This window comes from Coriobacteriia bacterium (assembly GCA_034370385.1).
Lineage (GTDB): Bacteria > Actinomycetota > Coriobacteriia > Anaerosomatales > PHET01 > JAXMKZ01.
The window spans coordinates 91,973-114,220 of the sequence record JAXMKZ010000051.1; the positions used below are offsets into that span (position 1 = coordinate 91,973).

Genomic DNA, 22,248 nt, shown 5'->3' on the forward strand with positions numbered 1-22,248 from the left:
GTGAGGGCCTCTTTCGCGGAGGCCCTCACTGCGTTGTCGTGTCCTTTGATGGTCAGGGGAGTGGCGTGATCCGGTTCGACGGCGTTAGCTACACGTATGCTCAGGGGTCGGTGGATCGCCGTGCGGTCGACGACGTCTCGCTCACGGTGGACGAGGGCGAGCTGGTCGCGTTGGTCGGGGCCAATGGCTCAGGCAAGTCGACGCTCGCCCGGCTGGGGAACGGCATCCTTCTTCCCACCGAGGGATCGGTGAAGGTCGATGGCATCGACACGCGCGAGCGAAGTCGGGCGCGCGAGCTCCACACAAGGGTCGGGATCGTCTTCCAGAGTCCGGACGACCAGATCGTGTCGACCTCTGTTGAGGACGACGTGGCGTTCGGTCCGGAGAACCTTTGTCTGCCGCGAGAGGAGATCCGTGCTCGCGTCGATCAGGCGTTGGCGACTGTTGGCCTGACAGGGCTTGAGCAGCGTGAGCCGCACCTCTTGTCCGGCGGCCAGAAGCAGCGTCTGGCACTGGCGGGGGCACTGGCCCTCGGTCCACGCTACCTCATCCTCGATGAGCCGACCTCGATGATCGACCCGCAGGGTCGCGATGACGTACTGAGCATCGTGGACGACCTCAGAGAGTCGGGGCATGGCATTCTCCTTGTCACCCATGACCTGGCTGAGGCGTATCGTGCGGACCGCGTCGTCGTCATGGCGCGTGGGGCCGTTGCCTTCTCGGGGGCCCCGAGCGAGCTCTACGAGAGCATCGATGCGGATGCTGTCGGCATCGAGGTACCATCACTGATTCGCCTCGTCAATGAGCTCAGAGATGCCGGCGTGCCCGTCGGAGAGGGTCAGACGACCGTCCCGGGCGTGATCGAGGCGCTATGCCGCTGAACCTGACCGGCGTGTCATACACGTACGACCGCGTGCAGCCGGCGGTCGCGGCGCTTTCCTGTGCGGATGTCGAAGTCGGCTCCGGTGAGCTGGTGCTCGTGTTGGGAACCACCGGCTCGGGCAAGTCCACCCTGCTGCGCGTCGCAGGTGGGCTTCTGAGCCCTACCGCAGGTACGGTGCTCATCGATGAGAGGCCCCTGGACCGCACCGACGTGGGAGGCGAGGTAGGCCTTGTCTTCCAAGACGCGGAGGCACAGCTCTTCGCGGACACCATCCTCGAAGACGTCGCGTTCGGGCCATCGAACAAGGGCCTGTCGAAGAGCGCTGCTCACGACCGCGCACGCGAGGCGCTTCGCTCAGTCGGCCTGGAACCGGATGAGTTCGGCGGACGGTCGCCGTTCTCGCTATCGGGCGGGGAGGCGCGCCGCGCCGCCATCGCCGGGGTGATCGCCATGCGGCCGCGCTACCTGCTTGCTGATGAGCCTACGGCCGGGCTCGATGCAGGGGGTCGCAGCAGCATACGTTCGCTCTTGCTCGATTCCCGTTCGCGAGGTGGCGTGATGGTCGTGAGCCACTCCGCCGACGAGTTTCTGGCCGATGCCGATAGGGTGCTCATCCTGCGCGACGGAGGTGTGGAGTGGTGGGGTCGGGCGACTGAACTCATCGATGATCCGACGCCCTTGACACATGCCGGCCTCAAGCCGCCTCCGATTCTCGACATCCAGGCGAGAATGCGAGAGATCACCGGCGGTCGGGATGCGTTCACCCTCGACCCGGTGGCGGCGGCCCGTTCGCTCGCTTCCGGGCGGAGGCGGTGTCCGTGAGTGCCCCGGTCCCTTTCGGGCAGTACGTCGGCGGTGACTCGCCGGTCCACCGCCTCGAGCCGCGCGTGAAGATCGGCGTGACGGCGGCGTTCACCGTCGCTCTGTTCGCCTTCGACACCTGGGCGGGGCTCTTGGCTGCCACGCTCGTCGTCGTCGGGGCTGTGGCGCTGTCGGGTGTTGCGCCACGCCTCGTGGTGCGCGGCCTCGTCCCGGTCGCATGGCTGCTGGTGTTCACGGTCGTGGCCAACGCCGTGGTGCTCGAGGCCGAGGGCGCGCTGGTGACGCTGGGGCCGTTGAGCATCGAGCTGGAGGGGTTGCTGCGCGGTCTCTTCTTCGCCGGGCGGATCCTCGTGCTGGTCGCGGGCACGTCGCTTGTGACCCTGACCACCTCGCCGGTCGACCTCACGGACGCGCTCGCGCGGCTCATGCGACCCCTGCGGGTGGTGCGGTTTCCCGCCGACGATGCCGCGATGATGCTTTCGCTCGCCCTGCGCTTCATCCCCACGACCGCGGAGGAGGGTGAGCGCATCATCATCGCGCAGACCGCTCGTGGAGCCAGTTTCGACAAGGGAGGGCCGATCACGAGGGCGCGAGCCTGGGTCCCGGTCCTCGTCCCCCTGTTTGTCCGGCTGTTTCGCCGGGCGGATGATCTGGCCATCGCGATGGAGTCACGCTGCTACACGGGCGTGGGACGCACGAGGCTCAGGGAGTCGCGGATCCGGTTGACCGACTGGACAGTGCTGGTTGTCAGCATCATTCTCGCGATTGGTGCGGCGGTGTATCTGTGAGAAGGCGAGACAGATGAGCGAATCGAGGACAGACTCACTGCTTGCCATCGCGGTCGAGGTCGCCTACGACGGCGCGCCGTTCAGCGGCTTCGCGCGGCAGCCGGGGCTCGATACGGTGCAGGGACGCCTCGAGTCGGCGCTCGCGACGATCCTTCGCCGGGAAGTTGTCACGACCGGTGCCGGCAGGACCGATGCCGGGGTGCACGCACTCGGGCAGGTAGTCAGTTTCGATGCGCGGGGCGACGAGCCGAACATGACCAGTATGCGACGCTCGCTTGAGGCGCTGTCGGGCGAAGGCATCGCGATACGTGGTGTGCGTGCGGCTCGACCCGGATTCTCGGCGCGCTTCGACGCGCTCGCTCGCGAGTACCGGTACCGCATCGTCTCCGGGCCGGTCGAGCCGCTCTTCCTCGACCGCTTCGCTTGGCACGTCCCGTCGACGCTCGATGTGGAGGCCATGGCCGCATCGGCGGCGATCTTGATCGGCGAGCATGACTTTCGCTCCTTCACCGTTTCCGACTCGGTCGAGGGGAAGACGACGATGCGTCGCATCGAGGCTCTCCAGCTGACGCGCGAGACGCAGCTCGGCGAGGAGTGCCTGATGATCCGCGTGGTGGGCAACGCGTTCCTCCATTCGATGGTTCGGGTGATCGTCGGATCGCTCGTCGAGATAGGGGTCGGTCGACGGGACCCGGAGTGGCTCGAGGCGGCGCTGGCGGCCCGGGAGCGTTCGGCTGCCGGACCCACGGCGCCGGCGTTCGGACTCGTGCTTCACGCGGTCAGCTACCCCGACTCCGTCTGGCTGTGAAGGCGCACGCGCAGGTGACAGAGGGCAGCGACGGGGCAGAACCGGAGGGTGGATACGCCCGGGCGCGTGTATTGTTTGACGCCCTCAGCTGGCGCGGATAGAATGGCAGGGTTCGTTTCCGCCAGCCCCGTGACGCGAACAAATGCTATCCACGCACAGTTGGAGGACCCGTTGAAGACCTACCATGCCAAGCCCGGCGAAGTCGAGCGCGAGTGGTTGCTCGTCGACGCTACGGACATGGTGCTCGGCCGGCTCGCAAGCGAGATTGCCCAGATTCTCAAGGGTAAGCGCAAGCCGGTCTACACACCCCACGTCGACACTGGTGACTTCGTCGTCGTCATCAATGCCGAGAAGATCCGTTTGACCGGCAACAAGGCGAACACCAAGAACTACTACTCGCACTCGGGCTACCCCGGTGGCCTCAAGGAGGTTTCGTTCCAGCGCATGCTGGCGAAGCACCCCGAGCGCATCATCGAGAAGGCCGTTCGGGGCATGCTCCCGAAGAACTCGCTCGGTCGCACCATGGGCAAGAAGCTCAAGGTGTACGCGGGAACCGAGCACCCCCACGAGGCTCAGAAGCCGCGTCAGATCACGCTGGAGGCATAGCGCATGGCTGAGAACAAGGCCGTCTATCTCGGTACCGGTCGTCGCAAGAACGCGGTCGCCCGAGTGCGCTTGATGCCGGGTACCGGCGTCATCACCTGCAACAAGAAGCCGGCGTCGGAGTACTTCGGCCGCGAGGCGCTTGTCGCCTTCGCGTCGACGCCGTTCCGCGTGACCGAGACCGTCGATCGCTTCGACGTGATCGCCACCCTGCACGGCGGCGGTGTTTCCGGCCAGGCCGGGGCCCTTCGCCACGGAATCGCTCGCGCGCTACTTGAGGCGGGCGACGAGTATCGCGCCGAGCTCAAGAAGGCCGGCCTGCTGCGCCGCGACCCGCGTATGGTCGAGCGCAAGAAGTACGGCCTCAAGAAGGCTCGCAAGCGTCCGCAGTTCTCCAAGCGCTAGTACGCGGCCGCAGACACGGAATCGAGACGAAGGCTCGCCGACATGCGGCGGGCCTTCGTTCCTTGTTACGAGGGGAGCACTCATGAGCACGCGACTCTTCGGCACCGACGGTGTGCGCGGCGTGGCCAACGCCGAGCTGACGCCTGAACTGACTTTCCGGTTGGGCGAGGCCGCGGGTCACTTCCTCGGTGATCACGGCGCCGGGCGCATCGTGGTGGGGCGCGACACGCGCCGCAGCGGCGAGATGCTCGAGGCCGCACTGGTCGCGGGGATCACCGCAGGCGGGGGCGACGCGCTCCTTGCGGGGATCGTCCCGACTCCTGCGGTGGCGCTGCTCGTGCGCGAGCTCTCCGCCGACGGGGGCGTGGTCATCTCGGCAAGCCACAATGCTCCCGAGTACAACGGCATCAAGCTATTCAGCCGGGAGGGCCTGAAGCTCCCCGACGAGCTCGAGGATGAGATCGAGACGTTCTGTCTGTCGGAGCGCGACTGGGAGCGGCCGACGGGCGCCGACATCGGTCGCTGCGAGCGCATCCCCGATGCCGTCGAGCGCTACGTCGCGCATGCCTGCACTACGGTGAAGGGCGACTTGGATGGCATCCGTGTGGCTATCGATTGTGGTCACGGGGCCGCCGCCGTTGCATCACGGGCGGCCTTCGAGCGCCTCGGGGCCCACGTGACAGAGATCAACGCGGATTTCGACGGCACCGACATCAACGTCGGGTGCGGGTCGACCCACCTGGGACAACTGGCCCGGCTCGTCTCGGGCGGCGACTTCCATCTGGGCGTCGCTCACGACGGGGACGCGGACCGCGTCTTGGCCGTTGATGAGTTGGGGGCCGAGGTCGACGGCGACCAGATCATGGCGGTCACAGCGGTGAAGCTTCACGACGCCGGCGAGCTTGTGGGTGACACGGTCATCTCGACGGTGATGTGCAACCTCGGATTCGAGGTCGCCATGCGTGAGCACGGCATCGCGGTGGTCAAGACCAAGGTCGGCGATCGCTACGTGCTCGAGCAGATGCAGGCCATGGGTGCGGTTCTGGGCGGCGAGCAGTCGGGGCACATCATCTTCCTCGAGCACAACACCACCGGCGATGGCCTCGTCACCGCGTTGCAGCTTGCTGCCGCGGTGCGTGACAGTGGCGTCCCGCTGTCAGTGCTCGCACAGGTCATGAAGCGCTACCCGCAGGTTCTGGTCAACGTGAGAGTCGCGGACAAGTCTCGCCTGGCCACGAGCGCGGCAATCTCGCAGTCCGTTCATGCGGCTGAGCTGAGACTCGGTGATGAAGGCCGGGTGCTGGTGCGCGCTTCGGGTACCGAACCGGTCGTGCGCGTGATGGCGGAGGCCGCGGACGCAGCCGCCGCGCGCGAGGTCGTCGACGGCATCGTTGACGTGGTCGTCTCTGAGCTGGGCGCCGAGCGCAGATGATCGGGTCCCTCGAACAGGAGAGGGCTGCGTTCGAGTCCGCGCATCCTGCCTACGATGCGGCAGCCGTCGCGCTCCTGCGGGCCGGAGAGTACGCCCGGCTGGACGCTCGTGGTCAGACCTACCTCGATTACACGGGCGGCGGGCTCTACGCCGCATCACAGGTTGAGAAGCACGCAGCCATCCTTGCCAACGGTGTGTTCGGAAACCCGCACTCCAATAACCCCACTTCGCTCGCGTCCACGGCGCTCGTCGAAGCGGCTCGCGATGCGGTTCTGCGCCACCTCAACGCCGATTCCGCCGAGTACGACGTGGTGTTCACGCAGAACGCGAGCGGCGCGCTCAAACTGGTCGGCGAAGCGTATCCGTTCTCAGATGACTCCTGCTACATGATCAGCTTCGACAACCACAACTCCGTCAACGGCATTCGTGAGTATGCTCACCGGGCCGGCGCGATGGTCTCCTATCTTTCGGTGCACAAGCCCGAGCTGCGACTCGATGACGTGGTGGTCGCCCGCGAGATCACGCGCCCGGCGTGCGGGAATCGGCTCTTCGCCTATCCTGCCCAGTCCAACTTCAGCGGTGTCAAGCACTCGCTCGACTGGGTCGATCTGGCCCGCCGGCGCGGGTGGGACGTGCTGCTGGACTGCGCCGCGTTCGCGCCCACGAACCGGCTGGACCTCTCAGTGGTGAAACCTGACTACGTGCCGCTGTCCTTCTACAAGATGTTCGGCTATCCCACCGGGGTCGGGGCGCTGGTCGCGCGACACGAAGCGCTTGCCAAGCTGTGTCGCCCGTGGTTCGCCGGAGGAACCATCACGCTGGCCTCCGTGCAGAGCGGGCAGCACCAGCTGGCCCCCGGTCACACCGGGTTCGAGGACGGCACGGTCGACTACCTAGGGCTTCCCGCGGTCACACTCGGACTTGCGCACCTCGCAGCGGTCGGCATGGACTCCATCCAAGACCGCGTGATGGCGCTCGCGTCGTGGCTGCTGCGGTGGATGCGCGATACCACCCATGCGAACGGCGCTCCGTTGGTGCGTGTCTTCGGTCCGTCGACGACAGATGCGCGCGGCTCCACGATAGCGTTCTACCTGCTCGACCCGGAAGGTGATGTCCACGATGTCGATGCCATCGAGGCGCGCGCCGGCGAGGAGGGCATCTCTGTTCGCACGGGCTGCTTCTGCAATCCCGGCGATGGCGAGATCGCGCACAACATCACCGCGTCTGACATGGAAGCATGCTTCGACCACCCGCAGACCGAGCCCACCCAGCCCGTGACCCTCCAGCAGTGCCAGAGGCTCATCGAGGACGCAAGCGGCAAGGTGCCCAACACGATCAGGGCGTCGCTGGGCATCGCGAGTGACTTCGGTGACGTCTGGAGGTTCGCTCGCTTCGCCGAAGGGTATCTCGATAGGCCGGTAGGCCCGCGTCCCGTCCGCTAGCTAGGCGACGTCACCCGTTCGTCATCGGCGAGTTGTGTCCCAAGCGGTACAATGGTCGTGCAGTGACCGCACGGGAAGGGGAGTGGGCCGCGTCATCTGATCAGCACTGACAAGCGCCAGGACTGGCGAGACGCCGCCGCAACGGTGTCGAGGGCGAAAGCCCGCATACCAGTCGACGAGGAGAGGGCCGATCGAAGGATTCGGCGGATGGCCCTCCGGCCCAACCGGTGGTCGTGACGTTGCCGACAAAGCCTGCAGGCGACTGCGGGGACAAAGCGGCGACGGTGACCGGTTCAACGAGGTCCGGCGGAGCGCACGCCACACGTTCAGCTGACGTGCCCGCGGACCGATCAACCTACACCCTCACCGAAAGGTCGGTGCTCGCCCATGTGTGGAATCGTCGGTTATGCAGGACATCGGAGCGCGAGTGAAGTGCTTCTGAAGGGACTCGCGCGTCTCGAGTACCGCGGATACGACTCTGCGGGCGTCGCGTGCATCCAGGGCGACGAGCTCAGCGTCGTTCGGCGTGTGGGCAAGCTGGTCAACCTCACGTCGGCTCTTGAAGCCGAGCCGGTCGAAGGTGGAGTTGGCGTGGGCCATACGCGTTGGGCGACCCACGGGCGTCCAAGCGAGGAGAACGCCCACCCCCACGTCGACTGCGACCACCGCGTCGCCTTGGTCCACAACGGCATCATCGAGAACTACCTTGAGCTTCGCGAGGAGCTCGCCGCCGCGGGTCACATTCTGCGCTCGGAGACCGACACCGAGGCGATCGCTCACCTCGTGGAGAGCTACTACGAAGGGGATCTGGTCGCCGCGCTCGCCAAGACCATCAAGCGCCTTCACGGCAGCTACGCGCTCGCCGTGGTCCATCTCGATCACCCGGACACCATCGTCGCCGCCCGCCGTGACTCTCCGTTGATCATCGGCACGGCGCCGGAGGAGAACATCGTCGCGAGCGATATCCCCGCCGTCCTCGAGTACACCCGCGAGGTCGTGGTGCTCCACGACGAGCAGATCGCCGTGGTCACATCGGATTCGGTGCGGGTGCTTGACGGAGAGCTTGTGGAAGTCGAGCCCGAGAGGATGCACGTGGAATGGGACTTGGATGCCGCCGAGAAGGGCGGCTACGAGGACTTCATGCTCAAGGAGATCCACGAGCAGCCCACCGCGCTGCGTGAGACGCTGCGCGGACGCTTCATCGATGGCGAGATCCAGCTCTCAGAGCTCAAGATGACGCCGGAGCAGGTATCGTCGATCGACCGCGTGTTCATCATCGCGTGCGGCACGTCGTACCATGCGGGACTCATCGCCAAGCACCTCATCGAGAGGTGGGCGAGGATTCCGGTCGAGGTGCAGGTGTCGAGCGAGTTCCGCTACAACGACCCGATCGTGGACGACGAGACGCTCGTCGTGGCGATCACCCAGTCCGGAGAGACGGCTGACACGCTGGCGGGTGTGCGCGAGGCCCGGGATCGGGGAGCGAAGGTCATCGCCATCACCAACGTCGTCGGCAGCCGCGTGACCCGAGAGTCTGACGGGGTCATCTACACCCACGCCGGTCCTGAGATCGGTGTGGCCGCGACGAAGACGTTCACCGCCCAGATCGCCGCCCTCAACGTGCTGGCACTCAAGCTCGCCCAGGCCAAAGGCACGTTGGGTACTGAGGAGATCGAGCGCATCTGGATGGAGTTGGCGACCGTCCCCGACGTGGTCGAGGCCATCCTGGCCAACACCGGTGACCTTGAGGAGTGCGCCGACGAGTACACGACTGCGGCCAGTTCGCTGTTCTTGGGCCGCGGCATCGGTGTCCCGGTCGCCATGGAGGGTGCGCTCAAGCTCAAGGAGATCAGCTACATCCACGCTGAGGCGTATGCTGCGGGCGAGATGAAGCACGGGCCGATCGCGTTGATCACCGAAGAGGTTCCGGTTGTGGTGGTTGCCACTCAGGGCCACACCTATGAGAAGGTCGTCTCCAACATCCAGGAGGTCCGAGCCCGCGGGGCACAGGTCATCGCCGTTTCCACAGCTGGTGACGACGACATCCGCCAGCACGCCGAGCACGTTCTGTCGGTTCCGCGCACGAGCGAGGCTTTGTCGGCGATTCCGGCGACGATCCCCCTGCAGCTACTCAGCTACCACATCGCGAAGAAGCGGGGCTGCAACGTCGATCAGCCCCGCAATCTCGCCAAGTCCGTGACGGTGGAGTGAGCCTCACATGAGCATCCTCGGGTTGGGCGTGGATATCGTCGAGATCGAGCGGATGGCAGCGGCGCTGGAGCGCAGGCCGCGCCTGAAGGAGAGGCTCTTCTCCGAGGACGAGCGGCACTATTGCGACAAACGTTCCCGGCCCGAGGTTCACTACGCGCTGCGGTTCGCCGCCAAGGAGGCGGTGCTCAAGGCGCTCGGGACCGGCTTTTCGGGCATGAGGTTCCGCGATGTCGAGGTGGCCCGGGATGCCACGGGCCGTCCGATACCGATTCTGCACGGTGCCGCCGCGGCTCGCGCGGCCGAGTTGGGTATCGTGGAGATGCACCTATCGTTGTCGTTCACGCACACGACGGCGGTGGCGTCAGCCGTGGCGATCACCGAGGACGCCCGTCCTCGCAAGGAAGAGAAGGCCGATCCGATGGCGGAACTCGCCAGATCGTTCAAGGACGCCCGGGCGCTGCTCGACGAGTGAGAGGTGCTGGCCCGAGGGTGATTGCCCGACGCTGATGGGAAGGTGGCTGATGGAGCGGGTCCTCACGTCCGACCAGACCAAGGCCATCGAGCAACGCGTGGTCGCCGAGGGTGTGGCCTCTCTGGATACCCTCATGCGGCGCGCGGGCGAGGCCATCGCGGCCGAGGTCGTGGCTCACGTGGCAGATGGCGACATTGCCGTGGCTTGTGGCCCGGGCAACAACGGTGGCGATGGGTGGGTAGCAGCTCACCTGCTTCTGCAGGCGGGACGTCGGGTGCGTGTGGTGGCGATGCGCGATCCGGCCCGACTGCCAGAGCCGGCCGCCTCAGCTGCGAAGGCGGCGCTCGCGGCCGGGGTCGAGGTCGTTGTCGAGCCCGAGGGGAGTCTGACTGAGGGAGCTTTCACGGGGGCTGCCTGCGTCGTGGACGCGTTGCTCGGTACGGGGTCGTCGCTTCCCCTACGCGATCCGTTCCCCTTGTGGTGTCGCAGCATCAACCGGAGCGGAGCGTACGTCGTGAGCGCGGACATCCCCACCGGGGTGGAAACCGACACGGGTGCCACGAGCGATGATGCCATTCGGGCCGACCTGACCGTCGCACTGCTGGCGTTCAAGCGCGGACACGTCATCTACCCCGCTGCCGATGCGTGTGGTGACGTGGTGCTCGACACGCTCGCGGTGCCCGACGCGCTCCGTGAGGTCGAGGGCGCGCCGGAGGTCTGGGACGAGGGCGAGTACTCGTCGCTTCTCGTGGCTCCGCCGTCAGATGCTCACAAGAACTCACGGGGGCGCGTTCTGGTGGTTGCGGGAAGTGGCCGCTATCCGGGGGCGGCGGTACTCGCGGCGCGCGGTGCCATGCGAGCGGGGGCGGGGTACGTGACGCTTGCCGTCCCGGAGCCGATCGTGGGAGTGGCGCAGTGCCACCTCACAGCCGCCCCGGTCATCGGGCTACCCAGCAGCCGAACGAAGGCCTTGTCCTCGGGTGCCGGCACGGTAGTGATCGATCTGGCGCGCGACTTTGACGCGGTCGTCTTGGGACCGGGATTGACCTTGGCCGACGGTGCCGTGGCGGCGGTGAGGGCGATCGTCGCGCGTATCAGCGGCCCACTCGTCATCGATGCCGATGCCCTCAACGCACTCGTCGATGCGGAGGAGTTCATCACGCGACGCACCGACCCGACCCTGCTCTCGCCGCACCCCGGGGAGCTCGCCCGTCTGCTCGACACGACGGTCTCGTCGGTGCAATCGGATAGGGTATCCTCATCCGCAAGGCTTGCCGGACCTGGCAGGGCGGTTGTGCTCAAGGGAGCTGGCACCGTCGTGCACGGCGAGGGCCGCTGGGTGATCAACACGTCGGGTACGCCGGCACTCGCGACTGCAGGGACGGGAGATGTGCTCGCGGGCATGCTCGGTGCGCTGCTTGCCCGGGGGATGTCGCCTTTGGAGGCCGGAGCACTTGGCGCGTATCTGCATGGTCTCGCAGGCGAGGCGGCGGCGGCCGAGCTCACGCCGCTCGGCGTGACAGCCGAGGATCTGCCGGGATACGTGCCGGTGGCCATGCGGCGGGTGATGTATCGAGATGCGGCGCGTGGCGCCGATGCGAATGAGGATGGTGCGAGATGGCAGATGTGACGGCACGCGACATCATGACTCCCGATCCGGTGACTATCGCTCCGGAGGCAGGCGTCACCGAGGCAGCTCGCCTGATGACTGACAGGTCGGTCGGGGCGCTGCCGGTGATTGATGCGGCAGGTCGACTGATCGGGCTCGTCACCGAAGGCGACCTCATCATGCAAGACGTGAAGTTGGAGTACCCCACCTATATCCAACTGCTCGACGGGTTCATCATGTATCCCCCCGCGCACGCGCGGTTCGAGCATGAACTCAAGAAGGCCGTCGCCGCCACGGTCAAGGACGTGATGTCGGAAGACCCGATCACCGTGACGGTCGATACCTCCATCGAGGACGTCGCAACGCTTCTGGCCGATGAACGCGTTTCGCGTCTCCCGGTTCTCGACGGCGGACGCCTCGTGGGAATCGTGAGCAAGAGAGACATCGTGAAGGCCATAGCCGGAGGCCTGAGCTAGATGACCGGGCAGCGCTGGGCGTGGGTCGAGGTCGATCTCGACGCGGTCCGGCACAACGTCTCGACGCTCAAGGGGCTGACGTCTCAGGGGACCCTGTTCATGGCTGTCGTGAAGGCGGACGGCTACGGGCACGGCGCAGTCGAAGTCGCGCGGGCCGCACTCGACGCAGGAGCGGATCGGCTGGGCGTTGCCACGATCGCCGAAGGCGCCGAACTCCGTGCTGCCGGGATCACTGCACCCGTGCAGCTGCTGTCCGAGCCTCCGGCAGACGGCGCGGACGCCGTCTTGGATCATGAGCTGATCCCGACGGTCACGACGCGGGAGTTTGCCGGGGCTTTGGGAAGAGCAGCCATCGCTCGGGGCACCGAGGCGCGCTTCCACCTCAAAGTGGACACGGGGATGAACCGCATTGGCGTTCCCATCGATGAAGCCCCGGTGTTCGCTGCGATGCTCGCTGAGTTCCCCGGGCTCATGCACGAGGGGACCTTCACGCATTTCGCAACGGCCGATGTACCCGGCGACTGGGAGTTCGGACGCCAGCTTGCGCGCTTCTCGTCCGTGCTCGAGGCGATGCGGGCTGAGGGGGTCTCGCCCGGAATCGTGCATGCCGCGAACAGCCCCGCGACGATACTGTCAGATGAGTCGCACTTCGACATGGTCCGGTGTGGGATAGCGATCTACGGACTGGCCCCGTCTCCGCAGACCAGAGGCGTCGTGCCTCTACGACCCGCAATGTCAGTGCGGGCGCGAGCCACGCTCGTTAAGCGGATCGGGATGGGCGAGGGCGTGAGCTACGGCCTTACCTGGCACGCCGGCTCGCCGACGACCATCGCGACGTTGCCGCTGGGCTACGCGGACGGCGTGCACCGCGTGCTCTCGAACAAGATGAGCGTGCTTGGGGGCGGTGCGCGCCTGCAGCAGGTGGGACGCATCTGCATGGATCAGTTCATGGTGGAAGTCCCCCGCGGCGCGGTGTTCTCGCGCGGAGACCAGGTGGTGCTTGTCGGCCAACACGCGGATGAGGTCCAGAGTATGGATGATCTCGCGGACCTCGCAGGCACCATCAACTACGAGATGGCTTGCTCCTTCGGCATGAGGCTGCCGCGCCTCTATCTCTAGGTCTGCCCGCTACTTCTCACGAAGACGTGCAGGAGCCCCCCTCGCGATGACGAATAGGGAAGACGAGGGTTTGAATCGCACCTTGTTTCGCTTCACGTGTTGAGGGGGTCGGCGTGGAAGATCACGATGTTCAGGAACTCGAGTTCCATCGAGAGACGATGAACAAGGACGGCTCATCGCCGCTCCATCTCATTCGTGAGAAGGAGATTGAGATTTCGGCGCGCATCCTGACTGCGAAGCGCGCGGCTGACTCCGTCGTTTCAGACGCGCGCAAGCGTGCGACCGAGGTCGTCGTGGAAGCGCAAGGCGATGCTGCAAGACTCGCCGAAGATCAAGACAGGAAGATCAGCGAGGTGACCAATCGCGAGGTCGCCGATGTCGGAGCCTCCGCCGCCGCCGAGATGGCGGAACTCGAGCAGGCCTTGGCAGGGCGCCGCGAAGCGGCGGTCGCCTTTATTCTGGAGTCCGTACTGAAGGTGTGATGTCGTCGTGCCCGGCACGACGATGGGGAGTGAGGGGGGTGCGGCATGCTCATCCCGATGGCGAAGATTGAGATCATCGGACCGCGTGGTCTGTTCTCTGACGTGCTGAGCCTTGTGCACGAGCAGGGGCGACTGCACATCGAGGACCTCTCCAACAAGATCAACAGGGGCGATGTGCCCCTGAACCGCATGGAGTTGCAGCCAGGCGTTCTCAAGGAGCGCGAGGAGATGGAGGACCTGCTCATACGGGTCCGCTCCATCCTCAAGGCGCTCGACCGCGGATCGAACACAACGCATGTGTCGAGCAAGGCCGACTACGATCGCCTCTACGATCTGGATCCCGCCGAACTCTCGGGTGAAGTGAGTCTGGTGATAGCCGAGGTCGAGGACCGCACAGCCTCTCTGGCGGCAGAGCACGCCGAACTCGAGTCGGAGATGTCTCTGCTCGCGCGCTACGAGCCCATCCTCCAGAAGATCCAGCCGCTGGCCAGCCAGATCGTCACCACCGGTCAGTACGACTCCGTCGCGCTGTTGTTCGAGCGTCGCTACAAGGGGGCCCTCGACGCGCTGAAGGAGGAGCTGGATCGCATCACCCAGAAGCAGTACGAAATCGTGTCGACCGATGTCGACGAGGACACCACAGCGGCCATTCTGGTGTTCGGGCGTCAGCATTCGGATGCCGTCCACAAGTTCCTCACCATGGAGAACGTCAATCAGATTCGGCTGCCGGACGCGTTCGAGGGGATGCCCTTCGATAGCGCCTACACCGAAGTGCGTGCGCGCCGCGCAGCCATGCCCGGGGAGATAGAGGCCACCCGCGCGGAGCTCGAGAAGATGTCGGCAGCGTGGGCGTCGAGGCTGGGCGCGATTCGTGATGTACTGATCGACCGCTCGGCGGAGATAGAGGCCATTCCCAAGTTCGGCCGCACTGAGTACGCGTTCGTCATCAACGGCTGGATGCCGTGCAGCGACGTGTCGGCGTTCGAGAAGGATGTCTCAGCGCGGTGGAAAGACGACATCATCGTGTCGCAGCTTGAGATGTGCGAGCGCGACTATGCTGATACGCCGGTCGCCTTCAAGAACCGCCCCCAGGTCGCACCGTTCCAGGCGATGATCGGCGCGTACGGCATGCCGCGTTATGGCACGCTCGATCCGACGATCTTCCTGTTCATCTTCTTCCCGCTGTTCTTCGGCATGATCGTCGGTGACATCGCCTACGGCATGATCAATCTCAGCATAGTGCTCTGGCTTCGGATGAAGTTCAAGGAGAACCAGCTCGTCCAGGGGGCTACGGCGATCCTGGGTCCCGCAGCCACCATGGTGATTGTGTTCGGATTCCTGTACGGAGAGTTCTTCGGCAACGTGCTGGGAACCAGGTACCTTGACTGGATCCAGACCATCCAGGTTGGCCCCGTAGCGTTGCCCTTCGATCGTGTCCACGCAGTCGAGACATTCATGATCGTCGCGGTGGCCGTCGGGGTCGTTCACGTGATCTTGAGTCTCATCCTGGGCATCGTCAACGCGGTTCGCACCAAGAATCGGCACCACCTGTGGGAGAAGGGCGGGATTCTGACGTTCGTACTCGCGATCGGTGTCGTGGTTCTTCTGGCGGTCGTGGCCCAGAACTACGGGTCATGGGCGATCTGGGGACAGGTTCTGTTTGCGCTGGTTGCGTTCGGCGGCTTCATCTTCGCCGTACGCGGTGGCGGAATCATGGGTGTCATCGAGACGCTCGAGGTGTTCACCGGGATGGCGAGCTACATCCGAATCATGGCAGTGGGCCTCGCTGGCGCCATCTTCGCCGACGCGATAAACGAGATTGTGGCTGATATGGCCACGAACCCGGCGATGATAGTGGTGGCGATCATCATCGGTGTCGTCCTTCACACACTCAACTTCATCATTGCAACCTTCAGCCCTGCCATCCATGCAGCACGTCTGAACTTCCTGGAGTTCTTCAGGGGGTTCTACGAGTCAGGTGGTTTGAAGTACAGCCCGTTCACGAAGACCGGAGGTGAGTGGATCGCATGAGTAGGAAGCGGCTCGCAAAATGGGTGTGTGGCAGTACGTTCGTGCTGTCAGTTCTGGTGCCGATGGTGGCACTCGCTGAAGAGGCGGCAGGCGCTGGTACTGCGCCTGAGGCGTGGCAAGTGCCCGTGGCCAGGTCGATATCGGCAGGTTTGGCGATGGGGTTGTCAGCGCTAGCTGCTGGCTACGCACAGGCCAAGATCGGCTCGGCAGGCGCTGGAACCCTGGCGGAACGGCCTGAGGTCTCGATCTGGATCATCACGCTTCAGGCGCTTCCGGAGGTCATCGTGCTTCTGGGCTTCGTCTCCGCGATTCTCATCAGCGGTTAGTCCGCAGCTCGCACGTCATATGATGCAGCGGGGCGGAAGGAGCCAAAGGCGTGGCACTCGAAGATATCTTCAAAGCACTCGAGGAACAGGCTGATCGGGATATTGTCGCGGTGACCGCGGAGGCACGGGAGCACGCCGCCGCGATTCTCGATGAGGCCGAACGTGAGGCCGACACGCTCAAGCGGTCACGTGTTGAGGAGGCTGAGCGACTCTCGCAAGCGCGTGGACGGCAGACGGTGAACACCGCTCGGCTCGAAGCTCGCAAAGAGGTCGCGTCAGTGAAGGATCGGGCCGTTGTCGCCGCCTTCGCGGATGCTCGCGAGGCTCTGGCTGATGTGCGGACGCGTGACGACTACGACACGCTGTTCCGCGGACTGCTTCGCGAGGCCGTGGAGGGCGTCGGAGACGGTGGAGCGGTACTCGTCGATTCCGCCGACGTGGAGCGTGCACGCGGCGCTCTTGATGAGTTCGGAATCGTCGCCGAGGTGCGCGGCGAGATGCACTGCGCCGGCGGCGTAGTGGTCGAGCTCGAGGGGGGACGCGTTCTGCGCCGCAACACGCTCGAAGACCGCCTCGATAAGTTCGCGGGCGTCGCTCAGGCTAGCGTTGCTGAGATTCTGTTCGCATGAGCCCGACAGCCGCTCCGAAGAGCGCCGAACCCGGCATCGCGAAGAAGGAGTACGGGTACCCCAACGCGAGACTGCGTGGGATGCGCTCGCGACTTCTGCGTCGCGACCGCCTCGAGCAGTTCGCCGAGTACACCGATCTTCACCAGCTGATCCAGGAGCTGTTGCAGACCGAGTACGCTCCGGACCTTGAGGAGGCACTCCTGCAGGGGCGCGGTGCGGCTGAGGTCGGCGAAGCGCTGCGACTCAACCTTGTGCGCACCTACCGCAAGGTGTTCGGGTTTCTGAATGGCGAAGCTGCCGACATATGCAGCATCGTCTTGGGGAGATGGGACGTCTTCAACATGAAGACGATCCTGCGTGGAAAGCAAGCTCATCTCCCGAACGATGAGATCGCGGCGGGCCTGTTGCCCGTCGGTGCGCTCAGCCAGTCGGACCTCGACGGGCTCTTGAGGCAGCCTGATATTCGCGCAGTGGTGAACACGGCGACTACCTGGGGATTGCCTGAGGCGACCGCCCTGAGAGCAGGGTTCGTCGAGTTCCAGCGGTCCGGGGATATGGCGGACTTCGAACTCGAACTAGACCGCCATTTCGCCGAGCGCGCGAAACGCGAGCTTGGAAAGCGCAACCGCAACTACCAGATGGCCCAGCGTATCTTGGGGATGCAGGTGGATATCCAGAACCTGCTCATGGTGTTCCGTGTGGCGCGGGCGAACCTCGGCGCGGAGCAGGCGGTTCGCTACTTCCTTCCGGGAGGCGCCGATCTGACTCTCGAAACGTATCAGCGCTTGTCGGCCTGCTCCGACATCGACGAGATCCTCGATGGTTTGAGAGGTACGCGCTTCGGGACCGTGCTTGAAGAGGTGGCCACCAACTACCTCGAAACGCTCTCGATCGCGACGTTTGAGCGGGCGCTGGAGGACTACCTGATGCGCAAGGTCATCGCGATGGGTGGAACCGATCCACTGGGGGTGGGTATCCCGCTTGCCTACCTCTGGAGCAAGCTGAACGAGGTCACCAACGTACGCATCATCGCCAAGGGTATCGCGATGGGCGTGCCGGTCGAGCGCATGAGGAGGGAGCTCATCCTTGTATAAGCTCATCGTCCTCACTGACGCTGACAACGCTGATGGGTTTCGCCTCGCGGGCGTGGACGTCGTTGTGGTCGACAGCCACGATGGCGTGCGCGAGCGACTGAACCATCTGCTCGACGACGAGGACGCGGGAATCATCGCCGTGAACGAGCAGATGATGGCGGCGGTGGACGAGCGCACTCAACGGCGGATCGACTCGATCTACCGACCACTTGTAATCTCCCTTCCGATTCGCGAGAAGCTCGCGTTCGGAGAGGACCACAGGGCGTATCTCGCGCGTCTGATTCGTCGCGCGATCGGATTCGACATCACACTGAGGCGGGATTAGATGATTGCCGGAACCATATCCAAGATCACAGGACCTGTCGTCGTTGGCGAAGGCATGGTCGGTGCGCGAATGTATGACATCGTCAGGGTCGGCGGTGAAGGCCTCATGGGTGAGGTCATCCGTCTCGAGGGCGATACGGCGACCATCCAGGTCTACGAGGACACCTCGGGCCTGATGGTCGGAGAGCGCGTCGAGTCAACCGACGGACCGCTCACCGTTGAACTCGGCCCCGGGCTGCTGACGTCGATCTACGACGGCGTCCAGCGTCCACTGCCGGTCATCGCCGAGGGCGGGGACTTCATCGAGCGAGGCACCGTGGCTGCCGCTCTCGATCCGGACAAGCGGTGGAGCTTCACCCCCGCCATCGCGGTGGGCGATGAGGTCGCGGCCGGGGCGGTCGTCGGGACGGTGCCTGAGGGCAAGACCATCGTTCACAAGGTGATGATTCCGCCTGAGCGCAGACCGGCAAAGGTCAAGACCATCGCGCCGGCGGGTGAGTACACGATCACAGACGTCATCGCGGTGCTCGATGACGGCACCGAGATCAAGCTCGCACAGAAGTGGCCGGTACGGCGCGGACGCCCGTATCTGCGCAAGCTCGACCCGACGACCCCGTTCACGACGGGCATGCGGATCCTCGACACGTTCTTCCCGATCGCTCTAGGCGGAAACGCGATCATCCCGGGAGGCTTCGGTACGGGTAAGACCGTAACGCAGCAGTCGCTTGCGAAGTGGGCCGACGTCGACATCATCGTCTACATCGGGTGTGGAGAGCGCGGCAACGAGATGACCGAGGTGCTCACTGAGTTCCCGCACCTGGATGACCCTCGCAACGACGCGCCGCTGATGGACCGAACCGTGCTTGTGGCTAACACATCCAACATGCCGGTGGCCGCTCGCGAGGCGTCGATCTACGTGGGAGCCACTCTTGCCGAGTACTACCGCGATATGGGCTACAACGTCGCGATGATGGCCGACTCCACAAGCCGGTGGGGTGAGGCACTCCGTGAGGTGTCGGGTCGGCTCGAAGAGATGCCCGGCGAGGAAGGCTATCCCGCCTATCTGGCCACGCGGCTCGCAGCGTTCTACGAGCGTAGTGGGCGGGTCAAGCCGCTTGGATCCGAGGGTGACGATCGGGTCGGATCCGTCACGATGGTCGGCGCGGTCTCGCCTGCCGGCGGAGACATGTCCGAGCCCATGACGCAGAACTCCTTGCGAGTGACGGGTGCCTTCTGGGCGCTCGATACCTCGCTTGCCCATAGGCGGCACTTCCCGGCCATCAGTTGGACGAAGAGCTACACGCTGTTCCTCGGTCAGGTGAGTGGTTGGTACTACGACAACGTCGCGCCCGACTGGAGTGAGTACCGCGAGCGGGCGATGTCGGTGCTTCAGAAGGAGACGGAGCTGCAAGAGATCGTGCAGCTTGTCGGGCCGGATGCCTTGCCCGAGTCTGAGAAGCTCATCCTTGAGATCGCGCGTATGTTGCGCGAGGACTTCCTCCAGCAGTTCGCGTTCGATGAAGTGGATGCCTACTGCCCACCGTCGAAGGCATACTGGCTGCTCAAGACGATCCTGAGCTTCCACGACGCTGCGTCCACCGCCCTGAACCAAGGGGTGGCTCTCCATCAGTTGCTCGAACTGCCTATGCGCGATGAGATCGCAGTATTGAAGACAACCCCGCATGAGGCCGCGATCGAGCGCATGCAAGAGATGTGCGCTGAGGTCACGGACCGCTTCGCCGGAATCGAGGTGTATTAGATGGCCGAGCTTGAAACTGGCGCTGCGAAGCAGTCACTGCTTTCCGTCGACTACCGGACGCTCAACTACGTCACGGGCCCGCTGATCTTCGTCGAGGATGTCCACGGCGTCGCATACAACGAGATGGTTGCCGTCCACATGCCCGACGGCGCGCGGCGCAGCGGTCAGGTGCTGGAGGTTTCCGGTTCGACCGCCGTCATCCAGGTGTTCGAGGGCACGCAGGGAATCGACATCGCCAAGACAGAGGTCCGCTTCATGGAGGAAGTGGCCAAGATCGACGTCTCATCCGAGCTGCTCGGTCGCGTACTGAACGGCACGGGCAAGCCTATCGACGGCGGCGCGCCCATCATCCCCGAGAAGCGTCTCGACATCACCGGCGCACCCATCAACCCGTACACGCGCGAGCAGCCGGCGGACTTCATCGAGACCGGCATCAGCGCCATTGATGGTCTCAACACCCTCGTACGCGGGCAGAAGCTTCCGATCTTCTCGGGCTCCGGTCTTCCGGCGAACGAGCTTGCTGCGCAGATCATTCGTCAAGCGCGGGTCAAGTCGGGCGAGGAGTTCGCCATCGTCTTCGGTGCGATGGGCATCACCCACCGCGAGGCGAGTTACTTCATGAGCCAGTTCGAGGAGACGGGCGCGCTGGAACGCGTTGTCTTCTTCCTGAACCTGGCCGATGACCCGACCGTCGAGCGCCTGCTGACTCCGCGCTGCGCGCTGACGGTCGCCGAGTATCTGGCCTTCGAGAAGGACCTTCAGGTGCTCGTCGTTCTGTCTGACATGACGAACTACTGCGAGGCGCTGCGCGAAGTCTCCACCGCGCGCGAGGAAGTGCCGGGACGCCGAGGCTATCCGGGCTACATGTACACGGACCTCTCCACCATCTACGAGCGTGCCGGCCGCATCAAGGGCCGCAAGGGCTCGGTCACGCAGCTTCCGATCCTGTCCATGCCTGACGATGACATCACGCACCCGATCCCCGACCTGACGGGCTACATCACCGAGGGCCAGATCGTGCTCTCGCGCCAGCTGCATCGCCGGGGAGTCTACCCTCCGATCGACACGCTCCCGTGCCTGAGTCGGCTCATGAACCTTGGCATCGGGGAGGGCAAGACACGGGAGGACCACCGCGCGGTGGCCAACCAGCTCTACGCCGCGTACGCCCAGGGCCGCGACCTGCGCAAACTCGTTGCGATCGTCGGTGAAGAGGCGCTGTCGGACATCGACCGCAGCCACCTGCGCTTCGCTGACGAGTTCGAATCGCGCATCGTCGGCCAGGGTCAGGAGGGTCGCTCCATTGAAGAGACCCTCTCCATCGGATGGGAGCTCATGGCCGGGCTGCCTATCGGTGAGTTGAAGCGCGTGCGAGACTTCATCGAAACGTATCACCCGGACCGCGCCGGCGCATCGAAAGCCGACGAACTCGCTGAGAGCGCGTAAGGGGGGACCATGGAAGAGGTTCGTCCAACTAGAGCCGAGCTCCTCGAGCGGCGGGCGCAGATCGGGCTCGCTCAGCAGGGCATGGACTTGCTCAAACAGAAGCGGGACGCGCTGCTCATCGAGTTCATGGGTGTCATGGACGAAACGCTGCGCCTCTCGGAGTCCTTGCAGAAGAACGTCGCTGAGGCGCAGTACTCACTGACCATCGCCAAGGCGGTTGACGGCGCGGTCGCCGTGAGGTCGGCGTCGCTGGCGACGACCGGCGAGGTCGTCGTCGACATGTCAGGAACGAAGATTATGGGCGTGGCGGTCCCGGTGGTGACGAAGGGCGACAGCCCCATCAAGTCCTCGTTCACCCGTGGGTACTCCGTCACCGGGGTTTCGTCTCGCGTCGATGAGACGGCCGACAAGTTCGAGCGGATACTCGATGTCATCATCGAGTATGCCGACATCGAGACGCGCCTCAAGCGCCTCGGCGAGGAGATCAACAAGACGAACCGCCGCGTGAATGCGCTCGAGCAGGTCACCGTGCCGGCGCTTCGAGAGCAGGTCGCCTATATCAGGCAGACCCTCGACGAGCGTGCTCGCGAGGATCTGTTTCGCCTGAAGAAGGTCAAGAAGAAGATCGAGGCTAAGAAGCGGGCCGCGCTCTCCGGGTGATCACTCCGCCGTGTGGTCGGCGGTACCCTCTGCGCGTACGATCGCCTCAACATCACGCAGCACCTCGACACTCGGACGCGAGTGGCGTCTGAGTTGGCTGCCGAGGGTCAGGATGCGGATCACATCGCTCATGGTCAGGCGCCCGAAGTGGAGGTCGTCCCAGTCAGCGCGCGCCGCGTACGCCCACAGCTCGCCCATCACCCACTCGAGTTCCTCGATCTCGTCGTTGGTGAGGTCCTTCCACGACGGACCGAGACCGTGGCGCAGCCGTTCTGCGGCGCGCTCGACCGCCTTGGCCCGTTGGAGCTTGAACGCTCGGATACCGAGGTTCTCGTCGGTGACATCAGGCTGGTTGTGCATCACGTACCTCCTTTGTCGGAAGTGTTCGACGCGTTTCCGGTAGTCCCTGCCTGTCATCGGCAGGGCGTGG

At 64.8% G+C, this 22,248-nt stretch carries 23 protein-coding genes; 22 read left to right on the plus strand and 1 reads right to left on the minus strand.

Annotated elements, in window-relative coordinates; all coding sequences use genetic code 11:
* The first annotated feature begins 65 nt into the window (after nt 1–65).
* From U1E26_10470 to U1E26_10575, 22 genes are all read left to right on the plus strand, one after another.
* On the plus strand, nt 66–881 hold the full coding sequence (locus tag U1E26_10470) for an ATP-binding cassette domain-containing protein (protein ID MDZ4170055.1): 816 nt from the start codon (nt 66–68) through the stop codon (nt 879–881).
* Nucleotides 872–1,705, plus strand: coding sequence for an ATP-binding cassette domain-containing protein (locus U1E26_10475; protein MDZ4170056.1), 834 nt, complete (start codon nt 872–874; stop codon nt 1,703–1,705). Before U1E26_10470 ends, U1E26_10475 begins: the two co-directional genes overlap by 10 nt.
* Nucleotides 1,702–2,493 (plus strand): energy-coupling factor transporter transmembrane component T, encoded by a 792-nt coding sequence (locus U1E26_10480; GenBank protein ID MDZ4170057.1) that lies wholly within the window; start codon nt 1,702–1,704, stop codon nt 2,491–2,493. Before U1E26_10475 ends, U1E26_10480 begins: the two co-directional genes overlap by 4 nt.
* 13 nt (nt 2,494–2,506) lie before the next feature.
* Nucleotides 2,507–3,301, plus strand: a complete 795-nt coding sequence (gene truA, locus U1E26_10485; GenBank protein MDZ4170058.1) for a tRNA pseudouridine(38-40) synthase TruA — start codon at nt 2,507–2,509, stop codon at nt 3,299–3,301.
* 171 nt (nt 3,302–3,472) lie between these two features.
* Complete coding sequence (gene rplM, locus U1E26_10490; GenBank protein MDZ4170059.1) at nt 3,473–3,907, plus strand: 50S ribosomal protein L13; 435 nt, start codon at nt 3,473–3,475, stop codon at nt 3,905–3,907.
* Between the two features lie 3 nt (nt 3,908–3,910).
* A complete protein-coding gene (gene rpsI / locus U1E26_10495) occupies nt 3,911–4,309 on the plus strand; it encodes a 30S ribosomal protein S9 (GenBank protein MDZ4170060.1) in 399 nt (132 codons plus the stop codon).
* A gap of 82 nt (nt 4,310–4,391) precedes the next feature.
* On the plus strand, nt 4,392–5,741 hold the full coding sequence (gene glmM / locus U1E26_10500) for a phosphoglucosamine mutase (GenBank protein ID MDZ4170061.1): 1,350 nt from the start codon (nt 4,392–4,394) through the stop codon (nt 5,739–5,741).
* Complete coding sequence (locus tag U1E26_10505; GenBank protein ID MDZ4170062.1) at nt 5,738–7,183, plus strand: aminotransferase class V-fold PLP-dependent enzyme; 1,446 nt, start codon at nt 5,738–5,740, stop codon at nt 7,181–7,183. The genes glmM and U1E26_10505 overlap by 4 nt, the downstream gene beginning before the upstream one ends.
* Nucleotides 7,184–7,570: 387 nt before the next feature.
* A complete protein-coding gene (gene glmS, locus U1E26_10510) occupies nt 7,571–9,394 on the plus strand; it encodes a glutamine--fructose-6-phosphate transaminase (isomerizing) (GenBank protein MDZ4170063.1) in 1,824 nt (607 codons plus the stop codon).
* Nucleotides 9,395–9,401: 7 nt separating this feature from the next.
* The gene (locus tag U1E26_10515; GenBank protein ID MDZ4170064.1) at nt 9,402–9,866 is read left to right on the plus strand and encodes a holo-ACP synthase; all 465 of its coding nucleotides are present in this window, start codon (nt 9,402–9,404) and stop codon (nt 9,864–9,866) included.
* Nucleotides 9,867–9,915: 49 nt separating this feature from the next.
* On the plus strand, nt 9,916–11,496 hold the full coding sequence (locus U1E26_10520) for an NAD(P)H-hydrate dehydratase (protein MDZ4170065.1): 1,581 nt from the start codon (nt 9,916–9,918) through the stop codon (nt 11,494–11,496).
* Complete coding sequence (locus tag U1E26_10525; GenBank protein ID MDZ4170066.1) at nt 11,484–11,951, plus strand: CBS domain-containing protein; 468 nt, start codon at nt 11,484–11,486, stop codon at nt 11,949–11,951. Before U1E26_10520 ends, U1E26_10525 begins: the two co-directional genes overlap by 13 nt.
* On the plus strand, nt 11,952–13,070 hold the full coding sequence (gene alr / locus U1E26_10530; GenBank protein ID MDZ4170067.1) for an alanine racemase: 1,119 nt from the start codon (nt 11,952–11,954) through the stop codon (nt 13,068–13,070).
* Nucleotides 13,071–13,183: 113 nt separating this feature from the next.
* Nucleotides 13,184–13,552 (plus strand): V-type ATPase subunit subunit G family protein, encoded by a 369-nt coding sequence (locus U1E26_10535; protein MDZ4170068.1) that lies wholly within the window; start codon nt 13,184–13,186, stop codon nt 13,550–13,552.
* Between the two features lie 45 nt (nt 13,553–13,597).
* Nucleotides 13,598–15,583 carry a V-type ATPase 116kDa subunit family protein gene (locus U1E26_10540; protein MDZ4170069.1) on the plus strand — a complete coding sequence of 662 codons (1,986 nt, stop codon included), beginning with the start codon at nt 13,598–13,600 and terminating at the stop codon, nt 15,581–15,583.
* Nucleotides 15,580–15,909: a hypothetical protein gene (locus tag U1E26_10545; GenBank protein ID MDZ4170070.1), complete on the plus strand. Its 330-nt coding sequence runs from the start codon at nt 15,580–15,582 to the stop codon at nt 15,907–15,909. Before U1E26_10540 ends, U1E26_10545 begins: the two co-directional genes overlap by 4 nt.
* A gap of 50 nt (nt 15,910–15,959) precedes the next feature.
* Entirely contained in the window at nt 15,960–16,538 is a 579-nt protein-coding gene (locus U1E26_10550) for a V-type ATP synthase subunit E (GenBank protein MDZ4170071.1), read from the plus strand.
* Complete coding sequence (locus U1E26_10555) at nt 16,535–17,632, plus strand: V-type ATPase subunit (GenBank protein MDZ4170072.1); 1,098 nt, start codon at nt 16,535–16,537, stop codon at nt 17,630–17,632. The genes U1E26_10550 and U1E26_10555 overlap by 4 nt, the downstream gene beginning before the upstream one ends.
* Entirely contained in the window at nt 17,625–17,957 is a 333-nt protein-coding gene (locus U1E26_10560; protein MDZ4170073.1) for a V-type ATP synthase subunit F, read from the plus strand. Before U1E26_10555 ends, U1E26_10560 begins: the two co-directional genes overlap by 8 nt.
* A complete protein-coding gene (locus U1E26_10565) occupies nt 17,958–19,715 on the plus strand; it encodes a V-type ATP synthase subunit A (protein ID MDZ4170074.1) in 1,758 nt (585 codons plus the stop codon).
* Nucleotides 19,716–21,158: a V-type ATP synthase subunit B gene (locus tag U1E26_10570; GenBank protein MDZ4170075.1), complete on the plus strand. Its 1,443-nt coding sequence runs from the start codon at nt 19,716–19,718 to the stop codon at nt 21,156–21,158. It abuts the gene before it with no gap.
* A gap of 9 nt (nt 21,159–21,167) precedes the next feature.
* Nucleotides 21,168–21,818: a V-type ATP synthase subunit D gene (locus tag U1E26_10575; GenBank protein MDZ4170076.1), complete on the plus strand. Its 651-nt coding sequence runs from the start codon at nt 21,168–21,170 to the stop codon at nt 21,816–21,818.
* Here U1E26_10575 and U1E26_10580 read toward each other — a convergent pair whose 3' ends face one another.
* Nucleotides 21,819–22,178, minus strand: coding sequence for a hypothetical protein (locus U1E26_10580; protein ID MDZ4170077.1), 360 nt, complete (start codon nt 22,176–22,178; stop codon nt 21,819–21,821).
* Nucleotides 22,179–22,248 lie beyond the last annotated feature (70 nt).

Bases quoted from the DNA above. Each gene is read 5' to 3' on its own strand.
- U1E26_10475 (MDZ4170056.1), top strand. From the start codon at position 872: ATGCCGCTGAACCTGACCGGCGTGTCATACACGTACGACCGCGTGCAG.
- truA (MDZ4170058.1), top strand. From the start codon at position 2,507: ATGAGCGAATCGAGGACAGACTCACTGCTTGCCATCGCGGTCGAGGTC.
- rpsI (MDZ4170060.1), top strand. From the start codon at position 3,911: ATGGCTGAGAACAAGGCCGTCTATCTCGGTACCGGTCGTCGCAAGAAC.
- glmM (MDZ4170061.1), top strand. From the start codon at position 4,392: ATGAGCACGCGACTCTTCGGCACCGACGGTGTGCGCGGCGTGGCCAAC.
- U1E26_10505 (MDZ4170062.1), top strand. From the start codon at position 5,738: ATGATCGGGTCCCTCGAACAGGAGAGGGCTGCGTTCGAGTCCGCGCAT.
- glmS (MDZ4170063.1), top strand. From the start codon at position 7,571: ATGTGTGGAATCGTCGGTTATGCAGGACATCGGAGCGCGAGTGAAGTG.
- U1E26_10515 (MDZ4170064.1), top strand. From the start codon at position 9,402: ATGAGCATCCTCGGGTTGGGCGTGGATATCGTCGAGATCGAGCGGATG.
- U1E26_10520 (MDZ4170065.1), top strand. From the start codon at position 9,916: ATGGAGCGGGTCCTCACGTCCGACCAGACCAAGGCCATCGAGCAACGC.
- U1E26_10525 (MDZ4170066.1), top strand. From the start codon at position 11,484: ATGGCAGATGTGACGGCACGCGACATCATGACTCCCGATCCGGTGACT.
- alr (MDZ4170067.1), top strand. From the start codon at position 11,952: ATGACCGGGCAGCGCTGGGCGTGGGTCGAGGTCGATCTCGACGCGGTC.
- U1E26_10540 (MDZ4170069.1), top strand. From the start codon at position 13,598: ATGCTCATCCCGATGGCGAAGATTGAGATCATCGGACCGCGTGGTCTG.
- U1E26_10545 (MDZ4170070.1), top strand. From the start codon at position 15,580: ATGAGTAGGAAGCGGCTCGCAAAATGGGTGTGTGGCAGTACGTTCGTG.
- U1E26_10555 (MDZ4170072.1), top strand. From the start codon at position 16,535: ATGAGCCCGACAGCCGCTCCGAAGAGCGCCGAACCCGGCATCGCGAAG.
- U1E26_10565 (MDZ4170074.1), top strand. From the start codon at position 17,958: ATGATTGCCGGAACCATATCCAAGATCACAGGACCTGTCGTCGTTGGC.
- U1E26_10570 (MDZ4170075.1), top strand. From the start codon at position 19,716: ATGGCCGAGCTTGAAACTGGCGCTGCGAAGCAGTCACTGCTTTCCGTC.
- U1E26_10575 (MDZ4170076.1), top strand. From the start codon at position 21,168: ATGGAAGAGGTTCGTCCAACTAGAGCCGAGCTCCTCGAGCGGCGGGCG.
- U1E26_10580 (MDZ4170077.1), bottom strand. From the start codon at position 22,178: ATGCACAACCAGCCTGATGTCACCGACGAGAACCTCGGTATCCGAGCG.